Annotated in this window: 14 protein-coding genes; 13 read left to right on the top strand and 1 reads right to left on the bottom strand. The window is 67.5% G+C overall.

Annotation, left to right across the window (positions count from 1 at the left end; all coding sequences use genetic code 11):
- Positions 1 to 112: 112 nt before the first annotated feature.
- The 13 genes from glnE to SFA35_RS23715 all read left to right on the top strand — a co-directional run bounded on the left by glnE (position 113) and on the right by SFA35_RS23715 (position 16,075).
- Entirely contained in the window at positions 113 to 3,034 is a 2,922-nt protein-coding gene (glnE, locus tag SFA35_RS23775; RefSeq protein WP_320573317.1) for a bifunctional [glutamate--ammonia ligase]-adenylyl-L-tyrosine phosphorylase/[glutamate--ammonia-ligase] adenylyltransferase, read from the top strand.
- A 73-nt stretch (positions 3,035 to 3,107) separates the two neighbouring features.
- On the top strand, positions 3,108 to 4,157 hold the full coding sequence (gene waaF / locus SFA35_RS23770; protein WP_320573315.1) for a lipopolysaccharide heptosyltransferase II: 1,050 nt from the start codon (positions 3,108 to 3,110) through the stop codon (positions 4,155 to 4,157).
- A 1-nt stretch (position 4,158) separates the two neighbouring features.
- A complete protein-coding gene (gene waaC, locus SFA35_RS23765) occupies positions 4,159 to 5,223 on the top strand; it encodes a lipopolysaccharide heptosyltransferase I (protein WP_320573313.1) in 1,065 nt (354 codons plus the stop codon).
- A gap of 16 nt (positions 5,224 to 5,239) precedes the next feature.
- The gene (locus tag SFA35_RS23760; protein WP_320573311.1) at positions 5,240 to 6,364 is read left to right on the top strand and encodes a glycosyltransferase family 4 protein; all 1,125 of its coding nucleotides are present in this window, start codon (positions 5,240 to 5,242) and stop codon (positions 6,362 to 6,364) included.
- Positions 6,361 to 7,167 carry a lipopolysaccharide core heptose(I) kinase RfaP gene (gene rfaP, locus SFA35_RS23755; protein ID WP_320573309.1) on the top strand — a complete coding sequence of 269 codons (807 nt, stop codon included), beginning with the start codon at positions 6,361 to 6,363 and terminating at the stop codon, positions 7,165 to 7,167. Before SFA35_RS23760 ends, rfaP begins: the two co-directional genes overlap by 4 nt.
- Positions 7,168 to 7,186: 19 nt before the next feature.
- Positions 7,187 to 7,939 carry a lipopolysaccharide kinase InaA family protein gene (locus SFA35_RS23750; RefSeq protein ID WP_320573307.1) on the top strand — a complete coding sequence of 251 codons (753 nt, stop codon included), beginning with the start codon at positions 7,187 to 7,189 and terminating at the stop codon, positions 7,937 to 7,939.
- On the top strand, positions 7,939 to 9,384 hold the full coding sequence (locus SFA35_RS23745; protein WP_320573305.1) for a lipopolysaccharide kinase InaA family protein: 1,446 nt from the start codon (positions 7,939 to 7,941) through the stop codon (positions 9,382 to 9,384). Before SFA35_RS23750 ends, SFA35_RS23745 begins: the two co-directional genes overlap by 1 nt.
- Positions 9,385 to 9,463: 79 nt before the next feature.
- On the top strand, positions 9,464 to 9,742 hold the full coding sequence (locus SFA35_RS23740) for a hypothetical protein (protein WP_320573302.1): 279 nt from the start codon (positions 9,464 to 9,466) through the stop codon (positions 9,740 to 9,742).
- A 170-nt stretch (positions 9,743 to 9,912) separates the two neighbouring features.
- The gene (locus tag SFA35_RS23735) at positions 9,913 to 11,670 is read left to right on the top strand and encodes a carbamoyltransferase (protein ID WP_320573300.1); all 1,758 of its coding nucleotides are present in this window, start codon (positions 9,913 to 9,915) and stop codon (positions 11,668 to 11,670) included.
- Positions 11,654 to 12,784, top strand: coding sequence for a glycosyltransferase (locus SFA35_RS23730; protein ID WP_320573298.1), 1,131 nt, complete (start codon positions 11,654 to 11,656; stop codon positions 12,782 to 12,784). The genes SFA35_RS23735 and SFA35_RS23730 overlap by 17 nt, the downstream gene beginning before the upstream one ends.
- A complete protein-coding gene (locus tag SFA35_RS23725) occupies positions 12,784 to 13,680 on the top strand; it encodes an antimicrobial resistance protein Mig-14 (RefSeq protein ID WP_320573296.1) in 897 nt (298 codons plus the stop codon). Before SFA35_RS23730 ends, SFA35_RS23725 begins: the two co-directional genes overlap by 1 nt.
- Positions 13,677 to 15,116 carry a PIG-L deacetylase family protein gene (locus SFA35_RS23720; RefSeq protein ID WP_320573290.1) on the top strand — a complete coding sequence of 480 codons (1,440 nt, stop codon included), beginning with the start codon at positions 13,677 to 13,679 and terminating at the stop codon, positions 15,114 to 15,116. Before SFA35_RS23725 ends, SFA35_RS23720 begins: the two co-directional genes overlap by 4 nt.
- A 2-nt stretch (positions 15,117 to 15,118) precedes the next feature.
- The gene (locus tag SFA35_RS23715; protein WP_320573289.1) at positions 15,119 to 16,075 is read left to right on the top strand and encodes a glycosyltransferase; all 957 of its coding nucleotides are present in this window, start codon (positions 15,119 to 15,121) and stop codon (positions 16,073 to 16,075) included.
- A gap of 69 nt (positions 16,076 to 16,144) precedes the next feature.
- Here the strand turns inward: SFA35_RS23715 and SFA35_RS23710 are convergent, their stop codons facing one another.
- A complete protein-coding gene (locus tag SFA35_RS23710; protein ID WP_320573287.1) occupies positions 16,145 to 16,810 on the bottom strand; it encodes a toluene tolerance protein in 666 nt (221 codons plus the stop codon).
- Between the last annotated feature and the right edge of the window lie 98 nt (positions 16,811 to 16,908).

The following is a 16,908-nucleotide window of genomic DNA, read 5'->3' as shown; positions in this document are numbered from 1 at the left end:
CGATTACAGCTATTTATTACCTTTGTTCGACAGTCGTACCGCCAGTCCGGCTCTTTTCATTGCTCGTTGGCCGCCTGCTGCCCACCCTTCATTCGCCGATCAAGGATAGACCATGAACCTGCCTGCGCTGGTCGATCTGCCGCCCTCGTTGCAGTCTCTGACCCAAAGCCATCGCCAGTCGTTCAAGGCGGCCAGCCCGGCCTCGGCCCAATGGGACGAGGCCTTCTGGCTGCAGTTCGACCGCGTCTGCGCGGCCAGTGATTTCGTCTTCCAGCAGGTTCAGCAGGACCCCACGCTGTTGCTCGAGCTGCACGCCAGCGGGCTGCTGCAGCGCCGCTACGGGCCGGGCGAGCTGCGGGCGCAGGTGGTCGCGGCCTTGGCCGAGGTCGACAACGAAGAGCAGCTCGGCCGCCAGTTGCGCCGCCAGCGCACGCGCCAACAGGTGCGCATCATCTGGCGCGACCTGACCCGCCAGGCCGACCTGGTGCAGACCTGCCGCGACCTTTCCGACCTGGCCGATGCCAGCATCGACCAGGCCTACCAGTGGCTGTACCCACGGCACTGCCAGCAGTTCGGCACGCCCCGGGGCCGGCGCAGTGGCGCCGTGCAACACATGGTGGTGCTGGGCATGGGCAAGCTCGGCGCGCGGGAGCTCAACCTGTCCTCGGACATCGACCTGATCTTCGGCTACCCCGAAGGTGGCGAGACCGAAGGGGTCAAGCGCCCGCTGGACAACCAGGAGTTCTTCATCCGCCTGGGCCAGCGCCTGATCAAGGCGCTGGACCCGATCACGGTCGACGGCTTCGTCTTTCGCGTCGACATGCGCCTGCGCCCGTACGGCTCGTCCGGCGCCCTGGTGCTGAGCTTCAACGCCCTGGAGCAGTACTACCAGGACCAGGGCCGCGACTGGGAACGCTACGCCATGATCAAGGCACGGGTGGTGGCCGGTGACCAGGCCGCTGGCGCGCAGCTGCTGGAAATGCTGCGCCCGTTCGTCTATCGCCGCTACCTGGATTTCTCCGCCATCGAGGCGCTGCGCACCATGAAGCAGCTGATCCAGCAGGAGGTGCGGCGCAAGGGCATGGCCGACAACATCAAGCTGGGCTCGGGGGGCATCCGCGAGGTCGAGTTCATTGCCCAGGCCTTCCAGCTGATTCACGGCGGCCGCGACCTCAGTCTGCAGCAGCGCCCCCTGCTGAGCGTGCTGGCGACCCTCGAAGGGCAGGGTTACCTGCCGTCGGCGGTGGTTGGCGAACTGCGCGAGGGCTACGCCTTCCTGCGCTACACCGAGCACGCCATCCAGGCCATCGCCGACCGCCAGACGCAGATGCTGCCCGACGGCGAGCATGACCAGGCGCGGATCGCCCTGATGATGGGCTTCGCCGACTGGCCGAGCTTTCATGGGCAGCTGATGCACTGGCGCGGGCGCATCGACTGGCATTTTCGCCAGGTCATCGCCGACCCCGATGAAGAAGAGGGCAGCACCGGCGACCTGTCGGTGGGCGGCGAGTGGCTGCCGCTGTGGGAGGAAGAGCAACACGAAGAGGCCGCCTGCCGGCAGCTCGAGGAGGCCGGCTTCAGCGATGCCGCGCGCGCCCTCAAGCGCCTCGCCGACCTGCGTACCAGCCCGCAGCTGCGCGCCATGCAGCGAGTCGGCCGCGAGCGGCTGGACGCCTTCATCCCGCGCCTGCTGGCCCAGGCGGTGGAGCATGCCGACCCCGACCTGGTGCTCGAACGCGTGCTGCCGCTGGTCGAGGCGGTGGCGCGGCGCTCGGCCTACCTGGTGCTGCTCACCGAGAACCCCGATGCCCTGCGCCGCCTGCTGACCCTGTGCGCCGCCAGCCCGTGGATCGCCGAACAGATCACCCGTTTCCCGTTGCTGCTCGACGAGCTGCTCAACGAGAGCCGCCTGTTCAGCCCGCCGCTGGCGCCGGAGCTGGCCGCCGAGCTGCGCGAGCGCCTGACGCGCATCCCCGAGGACGACCTTGAACAGCAGATGGAAGCGCTGCGCCATTTCAAGCTGGCCCACAACCTGCGCGTGGCGGCCTCGGAAATCGTCGGCAGCCTGGCGCTGATGAAGGTCAGTGACTACCTGACCTGGCTGGCCGAAGCCATCCTCGAGCAGGTGCTGGCCCTGGCCTGGCGCCAGACGGTGGCGCGCCACGGCACGCCGCTGCGCAGTGACGGCCAGGCCTGCGACCCGGGTTTCATCATCGTCGGTTACGGCAAGGTCGGTGGCATCGAACTGGGCCATGGCTCGGACCTGGACCTGGTGTTCATCCACGACGGCGACGCCAACGCCGAGACCGACGGGCTCAAGCCCATCGACAGCGCGCAGTTCTTCGCCCGCCTGGGGCAGAAGATCATTCACCTGCTGACCGCGCAGACCAACTCCGGCCAGCTCTACGAGGTCGACATGCGCCTGCGCCCGTCCGGCGCGGCAGGGCTGCTGACCAGCTCCATCGGCGCCTTCGAGCGCTACCAGCTCAACGAAGCCTGGACCTGGGAGCACCAGGCCCTGGTGCGGGCGCGGGTGCTGGTAGGCTGTGGCCAGGTGGCCGGCGCCTTCGAGCAGGTGCGCGCGCAGGTGCTCAGCCGCCAGCGCGACCTGCCGGCCCTGCGCACCGAGGTCAGCGAGATGCGCGCGAAGATGCGCGACAACCTGGGGACCCGCATCACCGCGGCGGGCACCGCCGCCAACGCCTTCGACGCATGCGTGCCATTGGATCTCAAGCAGGACGCCGGAGGTATCGTCGATATTGAATTTATGGTGCAATACGCGGCCTTGGCCTGGGCCGGTGAGTATCCGGCCCTGCTGCAGTACACCGATAACATCCGTATCCTCGAGGGCCTCGAGCAGGCAGGCCTGTTGCCCGCCGCCGATGCCAGCCTGCTGCGCGAGGCCTACAAGGCCTATCGCTCGGCCGCCCACCGGCAGGCCTTGCAGAAGCAGGCCGGGGTGGTCAGTGGCGAGCTGTTCGTTGCCGAACGCCGCGAAGTCAGGCGGATCTGGGGCGAGCTGGGCTTGACCTGAAACGGGCCAAGGCCCCCCCCGGATCAGCCCGCAAGCCAGCCCCAGGCACGAATCGCGTTTATTCTGGAAAACTATGAGAATTCTGATCATTGGACCCAGCTGGGTCGGTGACATGGTGATGGCGCAGACCCTGTTCCAGTGCCTCAAGCAGCGCCATCCCGACTGCGCGATCGACGTGCTCGCCCCCGAGTGGAGCCGGCCACTGCTCGAGCGCATGCCCGAAGTCCGCCAGGCGCTGAGCTTTCCGCTCGGCCATGGCGCTCTGGAGCTGGCGACGCGCCGGCGCATCGGCAAGTCGCTCAAGGGTCTCTACGATCAAGCCATCCTGCTGCCCAACTCGCTGAAGTCGGCCCTGGTGCCCTTTTTCGCCGGCATCCCCAAACGCACCGGTTGGCGCGGCGAGTTGCGCTACGGCCTGCTCAACGACGTGCGCACCCTGGACAAGGCGCGCTACCCGCTGATGATCGAGCGGTTCATGGCCCTGGCCTTCGAACCCGGCAGCCTGCTCGCGCAGCCGTACCCGCGCCCGCGCCTGCAGATCGAAACCGCCAGCCGCGACCAGGCCCTGGCCAAGTTCGGCCTGACGCTCGACCGTCCGGTCCTGGCGCTGTGCCCGGGCGCCGAGTTCGGCGAGTCCAAGCGCTGGCCTTGCGAGCACTATGCCCAGGTCGCCGAGGCGCGCATTCGCCAGGGCTGGCAGGTGTGGCTGTTCGGCTCGAAGAAGGACCATCCGGTGGGCGAGGACATCCGCCAACGGCTGATCCCGGGCCTGCGCGAAGAGGCGGTGAACCTCAGCGGCGAGACCTCGCTGGCCGAGGCCATCGACCTGATGTCCTGCAGCGACGCGGTGGTGTCCAACGACTCGGGCCTGATGCACGTCGCCGCAGCCCTCGACCGGCCGCTGGTGGCGGTGTACGGTTCGACCTCGCCGGGCTTCACCCCGCCCTTGGCCGAAGAGGTCGAGGTGGTGCGCCTGGGCCTGGATTGCAGCCCCTGCTTCGAGCGTACCTGCCGCTTCGGCCACTACAACTGCCTGCGTCAGCTCGACCCGCAGCGCGTCACCGATGCCCTGCAGCGCCTTGACCACGGCGCCGAGATCGACCTGGCCAGCGAGGTTAACTGAATTGCGGGTACTGGTAGTCAAGACCTCGTCGCTGGGCGACATCATCCACACCTTGCCGGCGCTGACCGATGCCGCTCGGGCCATTCCCGGCATCCGTTTCGACTGGGTGGTGGAGGAGGGCTTCGCGGAGATTCCGAAATGGCATCCGGCCGTCGATCGGGTCATCCCGGTGGCGGTCCGCCGTTGGCGCACGGCGCCCTGGCAAGCGATCAAGAGCGGCGAATGGGGCCGCTACAAGAAACAGGTGCGCGAGCAGCGCTACGACCTGGTGATCGATGCTCAGGGCCTGTTCAAGAGCGCCTGGCTGACCCGCTACGTGAAAAAGACCCCGGTCGCCGGGATGGACCGCCAGTCGGTCCGCGAGCCCCTGGCCAGCCGTTTCTATGACCGGCGCCTGGCGGTCGGGCGCGGCCAGCATGCGGTGGAGCGCCTGCGCCGGCTGTTCGCCCTGGCGCTGGGCTACGACCTGCCCGACGTGATCGGCGACTACGGCCTGCACCCGCTGCGCCCGGTGGGCAGCCAGCGCGCTACGCCCTATGTGGTGTTTCTGCACGGCACCACGTGGGACACCAAGCATTGGCCGGAGGCCTACTGGCGTGACCTCGCTGTGCGCCTGGCGGGTGCTGGCATCGACGTGCGCCTGCCCTGGGGCAACGACGCCGAATTCGCCCGCGCCCAGCGCCTGGCGGCGGGGCTCAACAGCGTGAAGGTGCTGCCACGGCTGAACCTGGCAGGGATCGCAGCGGTGCTGGCCGAGGCCAGCGCCTGCGTCGCGGTGGACACCGGCCTGGGCCACCTGGCGGCGGCGCTGGACGTGCCGACCCTGTCGCTGTTCGGGCCGACCAACCCGGTACTGACCGGTGCCTACGGACGCAGCCAGGTCCACCTCGCCAGCGACTGGCCCTGCGCGCCCTGCCTGCAGAAAAAATGCACCTACAAGCCGACGCCGGAAGACCTGGCGCGGTTCGATCTCAAACGCGAGTGGCCACTGTGCTTCACTCGCCTGAACTCCGAGCGGGTGGCCGGGCGCCTGAGTGCCCTGTTGCTGGCCGAGGAGTTACGTTAATGCAGGATCTACGTTGATGCAGCTGGCCTTCGTGCTTTACAAATATTTCCCGTTCGGCGGCCTGCAGCGAGACTTCATGCGCATCGCGCTGGAGTGCCAGCAGCGCGGCCATCAGATCCGCGTGTACACGCTCATCTGGGAGGGCGAGGTGCCCCCGGGCTTCGAGGTGCTGGTGGTGCCGGTCAAGGCGCTGTCCAACCACAGCCGCAACGAGAAGATGCTCAAGTGGATGAACGCCGATCTGGCCAAGCGCCCGGTCGACCGCCTGGTCGGCTTCAACAAGATGGCCGGCCTGGACGTCTATTACGCGGCCGACGGCTGCTACGAGGACAAGGCGCAGAACCTGCGCCATTCCATGTACCGCTTCTGGAGCCGCTACAAGCACTTTGCCGAATACGAGCGCGCGGTGTTCGCCCGGGACGCCAAAACGCAGATTCTGATGATTTCCGAAGTGCAGCAGCCGCTGTTCATCAAGCACTACCAGACCCCACCGGAGCGCTTCCACCTGTTGCCGCCGGGCATTTCCCTGGACCGTCGGGCGCCGGCCAATGCCGCCGAGATCCGCGCGCAGTTTCGCGGCGAGTTCATGCTCGAAGACCACGAGCTGCTGCTGGTGCAGATCGGCTCCGGGTTCAAGACCAAGGGCACCGACCGCACGCTCAAGGCGATCGCCGCGCTGCCGGGCGAGCTGAAAAAGCGCGTGCGGCTGATGGTCATCGGCCAGGACGACCCCAAGGTCTTCCAGCTGCAGAGCGCCGCCCTGGGCCTGGGTGAGCGGGTGCAGTTTCTCAAGGGGCGCAGCGATATTCCGCGCTTCCTGCTGGGCGCCGACCTGCTGATCCATCCGGCCTACAACGAGAACACCGGCACCGTACTGCTCGAAGCGCTGGTGGCCGGGCTGCCGGTGCTGGTCTCGGCGGTGTGCGGCTATGCCCATTACATAGCCGAGGCCGAGGGCGGCCTGGTGCTCGACGAACCCTTCGAGCAGGATCAGCTCAACCGCTACCTGGCGCGCATGCTCGAAGACGATGCGGCGCGCGCTGCCTGGGGCGCCAACGGCCTGCGCTTCGCCGAAACCGCCGACATCTACAGCATGCCGCAGCACGCCGCCGATGTGATCCTCGCGCAGGAGTCGGCATGAAACTGATGTTGAAAGCGCCTTTCGAGCGCCTGTGGGCCGGCCGCGATCCGTTCGTTGAAGTCGAGCGCCTGCAGGGCGAGGTCTATCGTGAGCTGGAGAACCGCCGCACCTTGCGCACCGAGGTGGCCGGGCGCGGCTACTTCGTCAAGATTCACCGCGGCATTGGCTGGGGCGAGATCTTCAAGAACCTCTGCACCGCCAAGCTGCCGGTGCTCGGCGCCGGCCAGGAGCTGCGTGCCATCGAGCGCCTGACCCAGGCCGGTGTGCCCACCATGACCGCCGTGGCCTACGGCGAACGCGGCGCGGATCCGGCCAGGCAACACTCGTTCATCATCACCGAGGAGCTGGCGCCGACCATCAGCCTCGAGGATTTCTGCATGGACTGGCCGCAACAGCCACCGCCGCCGCGGCTCAAGCGCGCGCTGATTGCGGCAGTGGCGGACATGACCGGGACCATGCACCGCGCCGGGGTCAATCACCGCGACTGCTACATCGCGCACTTTCTGCTGCACACCGATCGCCCGGTCACGGCCGAGGATTTTCGTCTGTCGCTGATCGACCTGCACCGCGCCCAGGTGCGCGCGCAGACCCCTCGGCGCTGGCGCGACAAGGATCTGGCCGCGCTGTATTTCTCGGTGCTCGACATCGGCCTGACCCGGCGCGACGTGCTGCGTTTTCTCAAGGTGTACTTCCAGGCGCCGCTGCGCCAGGTGCTGCGCGAGCGGGCCGCTTTGCTGGCCTGGCTCGAGCCCAAGGCGCAGAAACTGTACGACCGTAAACTTCGTTATGGAGACGCGCTTTGACGTTTTTCGAGGGTCGCCCATGAGCGATTTCATCGCCGAGGCTGACGGCAAGCTGCTGCACAGCCACGGCCTCGACAGGTTCGACGCTTTGTGGGCGCTGCCGCTCGAAGCGGTCGACGAACCCAACACCGGGCGCGGCGGCTGGAGCCGCGTGTTTCGCCTGGACCTCGACGGCCAGGGTTTCTATCTCAAGCGCCAGGCCAACTACCTGACCCGCACCCTGCGCCGGCCGCTGGGCGAGCCGACCTTTGCTCGCGAGTTTCGCAACATCGACCACTACCGCAAGCTGGCCATCCCGGCACTGCAAGCCGTCTACTACGGCCAGCGCCAGGTCGATGGCGAGCTGCGCGCCATGCTCATGACCCGCGCGCTGGACGGCTGGACCGACCTCGACGGGCTGCTGGCGCAGTGGGCGATCCTCACTGCGGCCCAGCACCGGGCAATCGTGCGCGCCTGCGGCGAGCTGGCGCGCACGCTGCACGATGCCGGCCAGGTGCACGGTTGCTTCTACCCCAAGCACATCTTTCTGCGCGCCAGCGGGGACCGCTACCTGGCGCAGTTGATCGACCTGGAGAAGACCCGTCCGTTGCTGTTCGGCCAGCGCGACCGGGTCCGCGACCTCGAACCGCTGCTGCGCCGCGCGGGCGCCTGGGGCGCGGGCGATGTGCGCGGTTTTCTCGCCGCCTACCTCAACGTGCCGGGCGACAGCGCCCAGGTCGACGCCTGGGTCGCGCGCCTGGGTCGCCGCCGCAGCCATAAAGAGACTCGCTGATGCGCCTGTCGCAACTGCAAACCGCCGGGCGCAGCCCGCAACTGCCTCTCACCGTGCAGCTGGCCGATGCCGCCGGCAGCGCCGATCTGCAGCTGCTGAGCCTGCTGCGCACTTTGCCGGGCCAGCGTTACGTCGGTGCCGGCATCTGGCGAGGGCGCCCGGTGCTGGCCAAGCTGCTGGTCGGGAGCAAGGCCTCGCGGCATTTCCAGCGTGAGCTGGCCGGCGTGCGCCTGCTCGCCGAACAAGGCTTGACCACGCCGCTGCTGGTGGCCGATGGCCTGGTAGAAGGCGAGGGCGGCTGGCTGCTGTTCGAGCTGCTGGAGAACGCCGAGAGCCTCGGCGATGCCTGGGTCGCCGTGGCCGGCCTGCCGGTGCTGGCCGACGAGCAGACTGCCGTGCTCGGCGAAGCGCTCGAAGCCGTGGCGAAGATGCACGAGCGCGGCCTCTGGCAGGAAGACCTGCACCTGGACAATCTGCTGCGCCACGGCGGCCGGCTGTACCTGATCGACGGCGCCGGGGTGAGGGCCGAGCAGGCCGGCCAGCCGCTGTCGCGCCAGCGCGTGCTGGAAAACCTCGGGGTGTTCTTCGCGCAGTTGCCGAAAAGCTTCGAGCCGGTCACCGAAGAGCTGCTGGTGTACTACCTGCTGGCCAACGGCGAGCACGCCTTGCCCCTCGAAGCCTTGCAGAAGCAGGTCGACAAGGTCCGCGCCTGGCGCCTCAAGGATTACATGAGCAAGGTCGGCCGCGATTGCAGCCTGTTCTCCGTGCAGCGTGGCGCCTTCTCCCTGCGCGCGATGCGCCGCGAGGAAGAGGCCGCCATGCTGCCGGTGCTGGCGCAGGCCGATGCCTTGCTCGACCAGGGCCACCTGTACAAGACCGGCGGCGCCGCCAGCGTCGGCCTGGTGCACAGCCAGGGCCGCGCGCTGGTGATCAAGCGCTACAACATCAAGAATTTCAGCCACTGGCTCAAGCGCTTCTGGCGCCCCAGCCGCGCCTGGCAGTCGTGGGAATACGGCAACCGGCTGGCCTTTCTCGGCATTGCCACCCCCAGGCCCCTGGCCTTGCTGGAGAAACGCTGGCTGTGGCTGCGCCGCCAGGCCTACCTGGTCACCGAGCATCTGCCCGGGCCGGACCTGATCGAGCGCTGGGCCCCGTACGTCGACAGCGGCGAGGTGCCGCAGGCCGAACTCGTGGCCCTCGACCAGCTGTTCGCCGAATTGATCCGCGAGCGCATCAGCCACGGCGACCTCAAGGGCCACAACCTGTTCTGGGACCAGGATCGCTGGTCGCTGATCGACCTCGATGCCATGTGCCAGCACCGTAGCGCCGGCCGCTTCGCCGCCGCCTACGCCCGCGACCGCGCGCGCCTGCTGCGCAACTGGCCGCCCGAGAGTGCCTTGTACCGACTGCTGGATGCCCGCCTGCCGACCCTGGAAAAAATGTAACGGCGTTGGCCGTCGGGCCGCGGCGCCGCTATACCGAAAGTAAGAGGCAAGCATTTCCCTGCCTCGGCGGAGGTGGGCGATGCGCTATTGGCTATGTCTGGTCGGATGGGCCGTTGCCAGTCTGGCAGCACAGGCACAACCCGAACCGGTCAGCGGGGTGATCCACTTCAGCGGGCGGCTGGTGCGGGGCCCGTGTCCGCTGCCCACCCAGCGCTTGCTGGAGCTCGCCGAAGGCCGCTCGCCGCCGGCCGAGCGGCAGACCAATTGCGTCGGCCTGGGCAGCGATCCATCCGCCACGGCGCGGGTGGTCAAGGTGGCGCAAGGCGATGGCCGGGTGATCGTGATTCGCTACGAGTGACCGAACCGGCCCCCGCTGTGCGCGGACCTGATGTGGGAGGGGGCGCAGACCCCGAGAGGCCGTCAGGCCGTTATGCGTTCGCGCCAACTATTACGCTATAATCCCGCCCTTTAGCTGCCCGCCGCCCTCTGGCCGCCAGCCACTCTATCCAGATTAATGAGGCTAGACCCTTGGCATTGACGATTCTCGGCCTGTCCGGCGCCCTGAGCCATGATCCCTCCGCAGCCCTTTATATCGACGGCAAGCTGATCGCAGCGGCCGAAGAAGAGCGCTTCGTGCGCGACAAGCACGCAAAGAACCGCATGCCTTACGAGTCGGCGAAGTTCTGCCTGGAACAGGCCGGCATCAAGCCGTCCGATGTCGATGTGGTGGCCATTCCGTTTGCCCCCATCAGCCTGTTCGGTGAAGCCCGTTGGCATTACGCCAAGCGCTACTGGTATGCCCCGGACCGCGCCCTCGACGCCATCCTGATGGGCAATCGCCGCTACAAGCGCTACCGCAACAAGATCGTCTGGTGCCTGGAGCAGCTGGGCTTCGACCCGAAGAAAATCAAGATCGAGCCGGTCGAGCACCACCTGGCCCACGCTTCGAGTGCCTACCACTGCTCGGGTTTCACCGAGAAGACCGCGATCCTCGGCATCGACGGCAAGGGCGAGTACGCCACCACTTTCTTCGGCTACGGCGAGAACGGCAAGATCCACAAGATCAAGGAATTCTTCGATCCGGACTCGCTGGGCGGGCTGTACGGCGCGATCACCGAGTTCCTCGGTTTCGAGATGCTCGACGGCGAGTTCAAGGTCATGGGCATGGCACCTTACGGTGATGCCAGCAAGTACGACTTCTCGCGCTTGGCCTCCTTCGAGAATGGCGAGCTGGTGATCAACACCGACTACGCCAACGTCATCGGCCTGCGCCGCTACAAGGAGAAGGGCAAGGGCTTCTACTTCTCGCCCAAGCTGATCGAGTGGCTGGGTCCCAAGCGTGAAGGCGACATCGCCGACGAGCCGTACATTCATTATGCGGCCAGCATGCAGGCGCTGTTCGAGAAGCTTTCGCTGCAGATGATCGACCACTACCTGGGCGATATCCTCAAGCAAACCGGCAAGCTGGCCTTCGCCGGCGGCTGCGCGCTGAACGTCAAGCTGAACCAGAAGATCATCGCTCGCCCCGACGTCAAGGAGCTGTTCGTGCAGCCGGCGTCGGGTGATGCCGGCACCGCCGTGGGCGCCGCCGCCTACGTCTCCCACGCCCGTGGCGTGCCGGTGGAGAAGATGGAGCACGTCTACCTCGGCCCGTCCTACTCCAACGAAGACGTGATCGCCGCCTGCGCCCGCCACCCGAGCGCGCCGACCTGGCGCAAGCTCGACAACATGCCGCAGCAGATCGCCCGGATCATGGTCGACGGCAACCCGGTGGCCTGGTTCCAGGGCCGCATGGAGTTCGGCCCGCGCGCTCTCGGCGGCCGCTCGATCATCGGTTGCCCAAGCGTGGCCGGCGTCGCCGACCGCATCAACCACCAGATCAAGTTCCGCGAACGCTGGCGCCCCTTCTGCCCGTCGATGCTCGACACCGTGGCGCCGCAGATGATCAAGGTCGACCACCCGGCACCCTTCATGACCTTTACCTTCGAAGTCGCCGAAGAGTGGAAGACCCGCGTGCCGGAGGTGGTCCACGAGGACGGCACCTCGCGCGCGCAGGTGCTCAAGCGCGAGTACAACCCGCGCTACTACGACATGATGAAGGCGCTCGAAGACCTCACCGGCAACGGCGTGTCGCTCAACACCTCGCTCAACCGTCGTGGCGAACCGATGATCTGCTCGCCGACCGACGCCCTGAACATGTTCTTCGGCTCCGACCTGCAGTACCTGATCATGGAAGACATTCTGGTGGTCAAAGAGGGCGCGAACGCTTATGACACGCTCGGCTGAGCGCCATGTGCTGCAGTTCTGCCACGGCTATGACGGGCCTTTCCTGGACTGCGCCCGGCAGTACGCCAGCGTGTTCGCAGGGAGCGGCTACCGGGTCACCACGGTGTTTCTCACCGGGGCAGCCGATGCCGAGGTGGCGGCCGCCTGCGGGTCCGACGAAGTGCTGTTCATGGAGTACAGCTCCAAGGCCATTCGCGGGCTGAAGCTGGGGGCCATCCTCGACCTGCGCAAGATCGCCGCGTCGCGCGACTTCAGCTTCTGCATCGCGCACCGCTTCAAGCCGATCTACATCGCCTTGCTCGCCACCCAGCTGCCGGTGATCGGCGTGCACCACGCCTTTGGTGATTACCAGCGGCGTGGGCGCAAGGTCTTCGCCCATCTGTTCCGCCGCCGCCTGAGCCTGCTGGGGGTGTCCGACGCGGTGCGCGACGACCTGCGCCGCTGCCTGGCGAAATGGCCGACCGGGCGCATCCGCACCCTGTACAACCGCATCGACGTCGACGCCCTGCGCGCCGAGCAGCTGACCGAAGGGCCGGCCCGCGAAGCGCTGGGCCTGGCCCAGGACAGCTGGATCGTCGGCAACGTCGGGCGCCTGCACCCGGACAAGGACCAGGCCACGCTGCTGCGCGGTTTCGCCCTGGCCCTGCCTTCGCTGCCCGAACGCGCGCAGCTGGTGATCATGGGCAAGGGCCGCCTGGAGCAGGACCTCATCGAACTGGCCCGCGAGCTGGGCATCGAGGACAAGGTGCGCCTGCTCGGCCAGGTCGCCGACGCGCGCCGCTATTTCGCCGCGTTCGACGTGTTCGCCCTGAGCTCGGACCATGAGCCGTTCGGCATGGTCCTGCTCGAAGCCATGGCCGCCGGGGTGCCGGTGATCGCCACTGCGGCCGGCGGTGCCCGCGAGGTGGTCGATGGCGTTGGCATGCTGTTCCCGCTGGGCGATGCCGAGCGCCTGGCCGAAGGCCTGCTGCACCTGGCGAAGCTCGATGCCGGGCAGCGCCAGGCTTGCGCCGAGTCGATGCTGGCGCGCCTGCACGAACGCTTCTCGGACCAAGCCGTGCGCGACAACTTCTGGCGCCTGCCGGCGATCGCCGCGTTGACGGCGGAGGCTTGATGCTCAACCGATTGCGCGGCGTTCGCGAGCGCGGCTGGGTCACCCTCGATGCGCCAGCCTATGCCCAGGCCTGGCAGCGCTTTGGCGGCAGCGTGGCCACCCACCCCCTGGTGGTCGAGCGCCTGGCCGAGCTTGCCGCCATTCCGGTGCGCTACCTGGGTTGGGAGCGGGGCGGTGAAGTGCAGGCGGCCATCGCCACCTGGGGCCAGCACCTGGCACTGTCCAAGGATGTGCTCAAGCGCAGCGGCAAGAAGGGCCTGTTCGACCTTGGCAATGCCGAGCTGATCCTGCCCGCCGCCGAGAACGCCCAGGCGACCCTGCGCCACCGCGCACGCTATCTCTCCGAACTCAATGTCGGACGTTTCGTCGGCCTCAAGGCGCAAACCGAGGCGCTGGCCATGGCGCGTGCGCCGGAGGACCTGTCGAAGAAGTTTCGCTACAACCAGCGCCGCGAACTGCGCCTGCTGGAAGAGGCTGGCGGCGTGGTGCGGCCGGTCAGCGAGTTCGGCAGCGGCGAGCTGGCGGCCATCTACTGCGATCTGTTCCAGCGCCGCTGGGGCTTCGCGGCCACTGGCGCGGCGCATCTGGGCGAGGTGCTGGAGCGCCTGCGCGAGCTGCTGATCGGCTCGGTGATCCTGCTCGATGACGCGCCGATAGCGGTACAGTTGATCTACCGCGTCGAGGCGCCGCAGTGGGTCAGCGTGGAGTACATCAACGGTGGAGTCGACCCGAACATGCGCGATTTCAGCCCCGGCAGCGTGCTCAGCTTTCTCAACACCCAGGCTGCCTGGGAGCAGGCGCGGGCGCTCGGCAAGCCGCTGCGCTTCTCCTTCGGCCGCGCCGACCGCGAGTACAAGGAGCGCTGGTGCAGCCCGGTGCCGGTGCTGCAGGTATGAACGGCAACCCTTCGCGCAAGCAGCAGTTGCTCAAGCGTCATCGGCGCAACAAGCGCGTGGCCTTGCTGGTGGCCCTGGTGGTGCTGGTGCTGGCGGGCGTGCTGGTGGCCTGGTGGTTGCCGCTGGTGTTGGCGGTGCTGCTGTGGGTTGCCCACGAGGCCTGGTTTGCCGACCACTTGTTCTATGCGCCCGGCGATGACTACCAGTACGCATTTGCGCCGTCCCACGAGCGGGCGGTGCTATGGCGCGAGGGGCGCCTGCTGCTGGCCGAGCCGCTGCCTGTCGGCGCGGATGACACGCTGATCGTCGAAGTTCGCCTGGCCAGTCGGGCGTTCGGCCGCTTCCTCGATCCTTATGTGAGCATCCTCGGCGGGGCTGTCGCCGATGCCCAGGCCTTCGAGCGCGGGGTGCGCGGCGTGCGCTACCTGAACCTCACCGGCGAAGCGGCGGCGCTGGCCGGCGGGCAGATCCAGCTGGCCGGTCGGCACTGCCGCATCGTCGGCCAGCCGCGCCTGTGGGTGTTCCCCCACGACGACCTGCGCCAACGCCGGGTCATGGTCATCGCGCCCCATGCCGACGACGCCGAACTGGCCGCCTTTGGCCTGTACAGCCAGGCCGCCGAGAGCTGGATCGTCACCCTGACCGCCGGCGAAATCGAAGCCGATCACTACCAGGCCATGGGCATGAGCCGCAGCGAAGCGGCGCAGACCAAGGGCCGCCTGCGCGCCTGGGACAGCATTGCCGTGCCGCTGTGGGGCGGTGTGCCAGCCGAGCGCTGCGTGCAGCTGGGTTACTTCTGCCTGCAGCTGCCGGCGATGCAGGCCGCGCCGGATGTCGCGGTGGCTTCGCGCGAAGCCGAGCTGGCCGATACCCGGTTGTTCCGCCAGTTCAACCGCCTGCGCCTGGCGAGCGACGTCGATGGTGCGCCCACCTGGCACAACCTGCTGGCCGACCTGCGCGAGCTGATCCTGCTGGCGCGCCCTGAAGTCATCGTGTTGCCCCAGGCCGGTATCGACCCGCACCCCGACCACATCTGCGCCCAGGAGGCGGTCCTCGAGGCGCTGCAAGGCCTGGCCTGGCAGCCGCAGACGCTGCTGGGCTATGCCAACCACCTGCACGACAACGACCGTTGGCCGATGGGCAACGCGCACACCGGCGTCAGCCTGCCGCCGCTGTTCCAGGCCGACGCCAGCCTGCGGCCTTATTGCCTGGCATTGGCCGCGCCACTGCGCCGTGACAAGGCCATGGCGCTGGGCATGCAGCATGACCTGCAGCCGCCGGCGCCGTTCAAGCGCCGCCTGCGCCGCTGGCTGCAGCGCCACCTGGCCGGTCGCCGCTGGGCCGCCGAGGGCGAGAACGAATTCTTCCGCAAGGCGGTGCGCCGGCACGAGCTGTTCTGGCGCACTACGCCTGGCGACGACAAACCTCAAGGGTGATGATGAAAGTCCTACTTCTGGTGCAGAAAGAGCAGCGCGCCATTCTTGATCGGCTGTACGAAGGCATCGCCGCCCACTGCGACTGCGACCTGCGCTGGCTGAGCTCGGCCGAGCAGCGCGACCTGCGTGGCTATTTCAAGCGCGAGGTGGATGCTTCCCGGTACGACCGCATCGTCTTCTTCCTGCGCTTCAAGCAGGAGATCCGCCAGGCCGGCTTCATCCGCACGGTGCCCAACCTGGTCATCCTCGAGCACGATGCCTACCAGAACTACATCGCCTGCAAGTACACCGGCAAGTTCAGCGCCCATTACCGCCGGATGCCCTGGGTGCGGGTGCTCTGTTCCGGCTTCGTGGTCAGCGAGCGGCTGCGCGACGAAGGCTTCGACGCCGTGTTCGTGCCCAAGGGCTATGACCAGAGCCTGCTGGCCGACCAGGGCCTGGAGCGCGATATCGAGCTGGGCTTCGTTGGCAGCGTCAACAGCGTGGCCTACAGCGGGCGCAAGGCGCTGCTCGACGAGTTGGGCCGGGTCGAAGACCTGCTGGTGACCCGGACCAAATCCGGTGAAGAGTACTGTCAGACCCTCAACCGCATCCGTTTCTTCGCCAGCGCCGATGTCGGCATGGGCGAATACATGATCAAGAACTTCGAGGCCATGGCCTGCGGCTGCGTGCTGCTGGCCTACGACCAGGGCGAGGCGGAGAACCGCGCCCTGGGCCTGCGCGACATGCACAACGTGGTGTTCTATACCAGCATTGCCCAGCTTCAGGAAAAGCTCGCGGTGCTGCGCGCCGACCCGGCCCTGGCCGCCAGCATCGCCAGCCGCGGCCGCGAGCTGGCGGTGGCGCAGTTTTCGTTCGCGGCGATCGGCCAGCGTATCGTCGAGCAGATGCAGCCGCCGTTGCGGGCGCAGGCGCAGATCAATCTGTGGCAGCGGGTGCGGCGGGCGTTGGGGGTCTGATCGATACCGCGCCAACCCTGTGGCGTTGGACGTGGGAGGGGCGCAGCCCCGAGCTTTTCGGCCTTGACCTCAACCCGCCGCCGAGCGCCAGCCCTGCGCCAGGTTTGCACCGCCCCAGTCATGCTCGCTGTGCTGGGCATAACTGTCGAAAAACACTTTGCCTTGCTCCTGTCCTTGCAGCAGCCACGCCAGGTCGACCTTGTAGCGTCGCATGTGCTGGAAGTTACGCAGGCACAGGCTCTTGGGCAGGCCGCGACGATAGGTGCGCAGGTCGGCGATGTCGATCAGGCCCAGGCGGTCGTCCGGGGTCAGCACCACGTTGCCCAGGTGCACCGAACGGAAGTAGATGCCCAGGCGGTGCAGGTCGGCGACGAACCGGCCGAAGCGTGCCAGCAGCTGCAGGTCGTTGAAGTACGCGGGGTCGCCGATCAGTTGGCGCAGGGTCTTGCCCGGCAGCGGCTCGTAGTGCACCAGGTCGCGCTTGATCGCGGCCACCCGCCAGGTCTGCAGCACGTGGGGGCAGGGGATGCCACGTTGCTGAAGGTGCTTGGCATTGCTGGCAAAGCGCTTGGCGTACGGGTTGAGGGCTGCCGAGGAAATCAGCCGCTTGCGGCGGAACAGCTTGATGAAATTTCCGTCAGGCAGCAGCAGCACCTTGTCGCCACTGGCGTCGGCTTCGATGACCTGGGCGCCGCTGCGCAGGGCCTGGTAATCGTCGTAGGCGAGTGCGCGCATACGCATTCCTCCGGCAAATGGCGGCATCATAGCGCAGCCGGCGCGATTGGGCTCATCGTCGCGGCGCTGTGGTAGAATTCGCCCTCATTTTTTCGTAC

This window comes from Pseudomonas sp. HR96, assembly GCF_034059295.1.
Classification (GTDB): Bacteria; Pseudomonadota; Gammaproteobacteria; order Pseudomonadales; family Pseudomonadaceae; genus Aquipseudomonas.
Note: the sequence above shows the minus strand (reverse complement) of the source record. Positions and strands in the feature narration are given on the sequence as shown.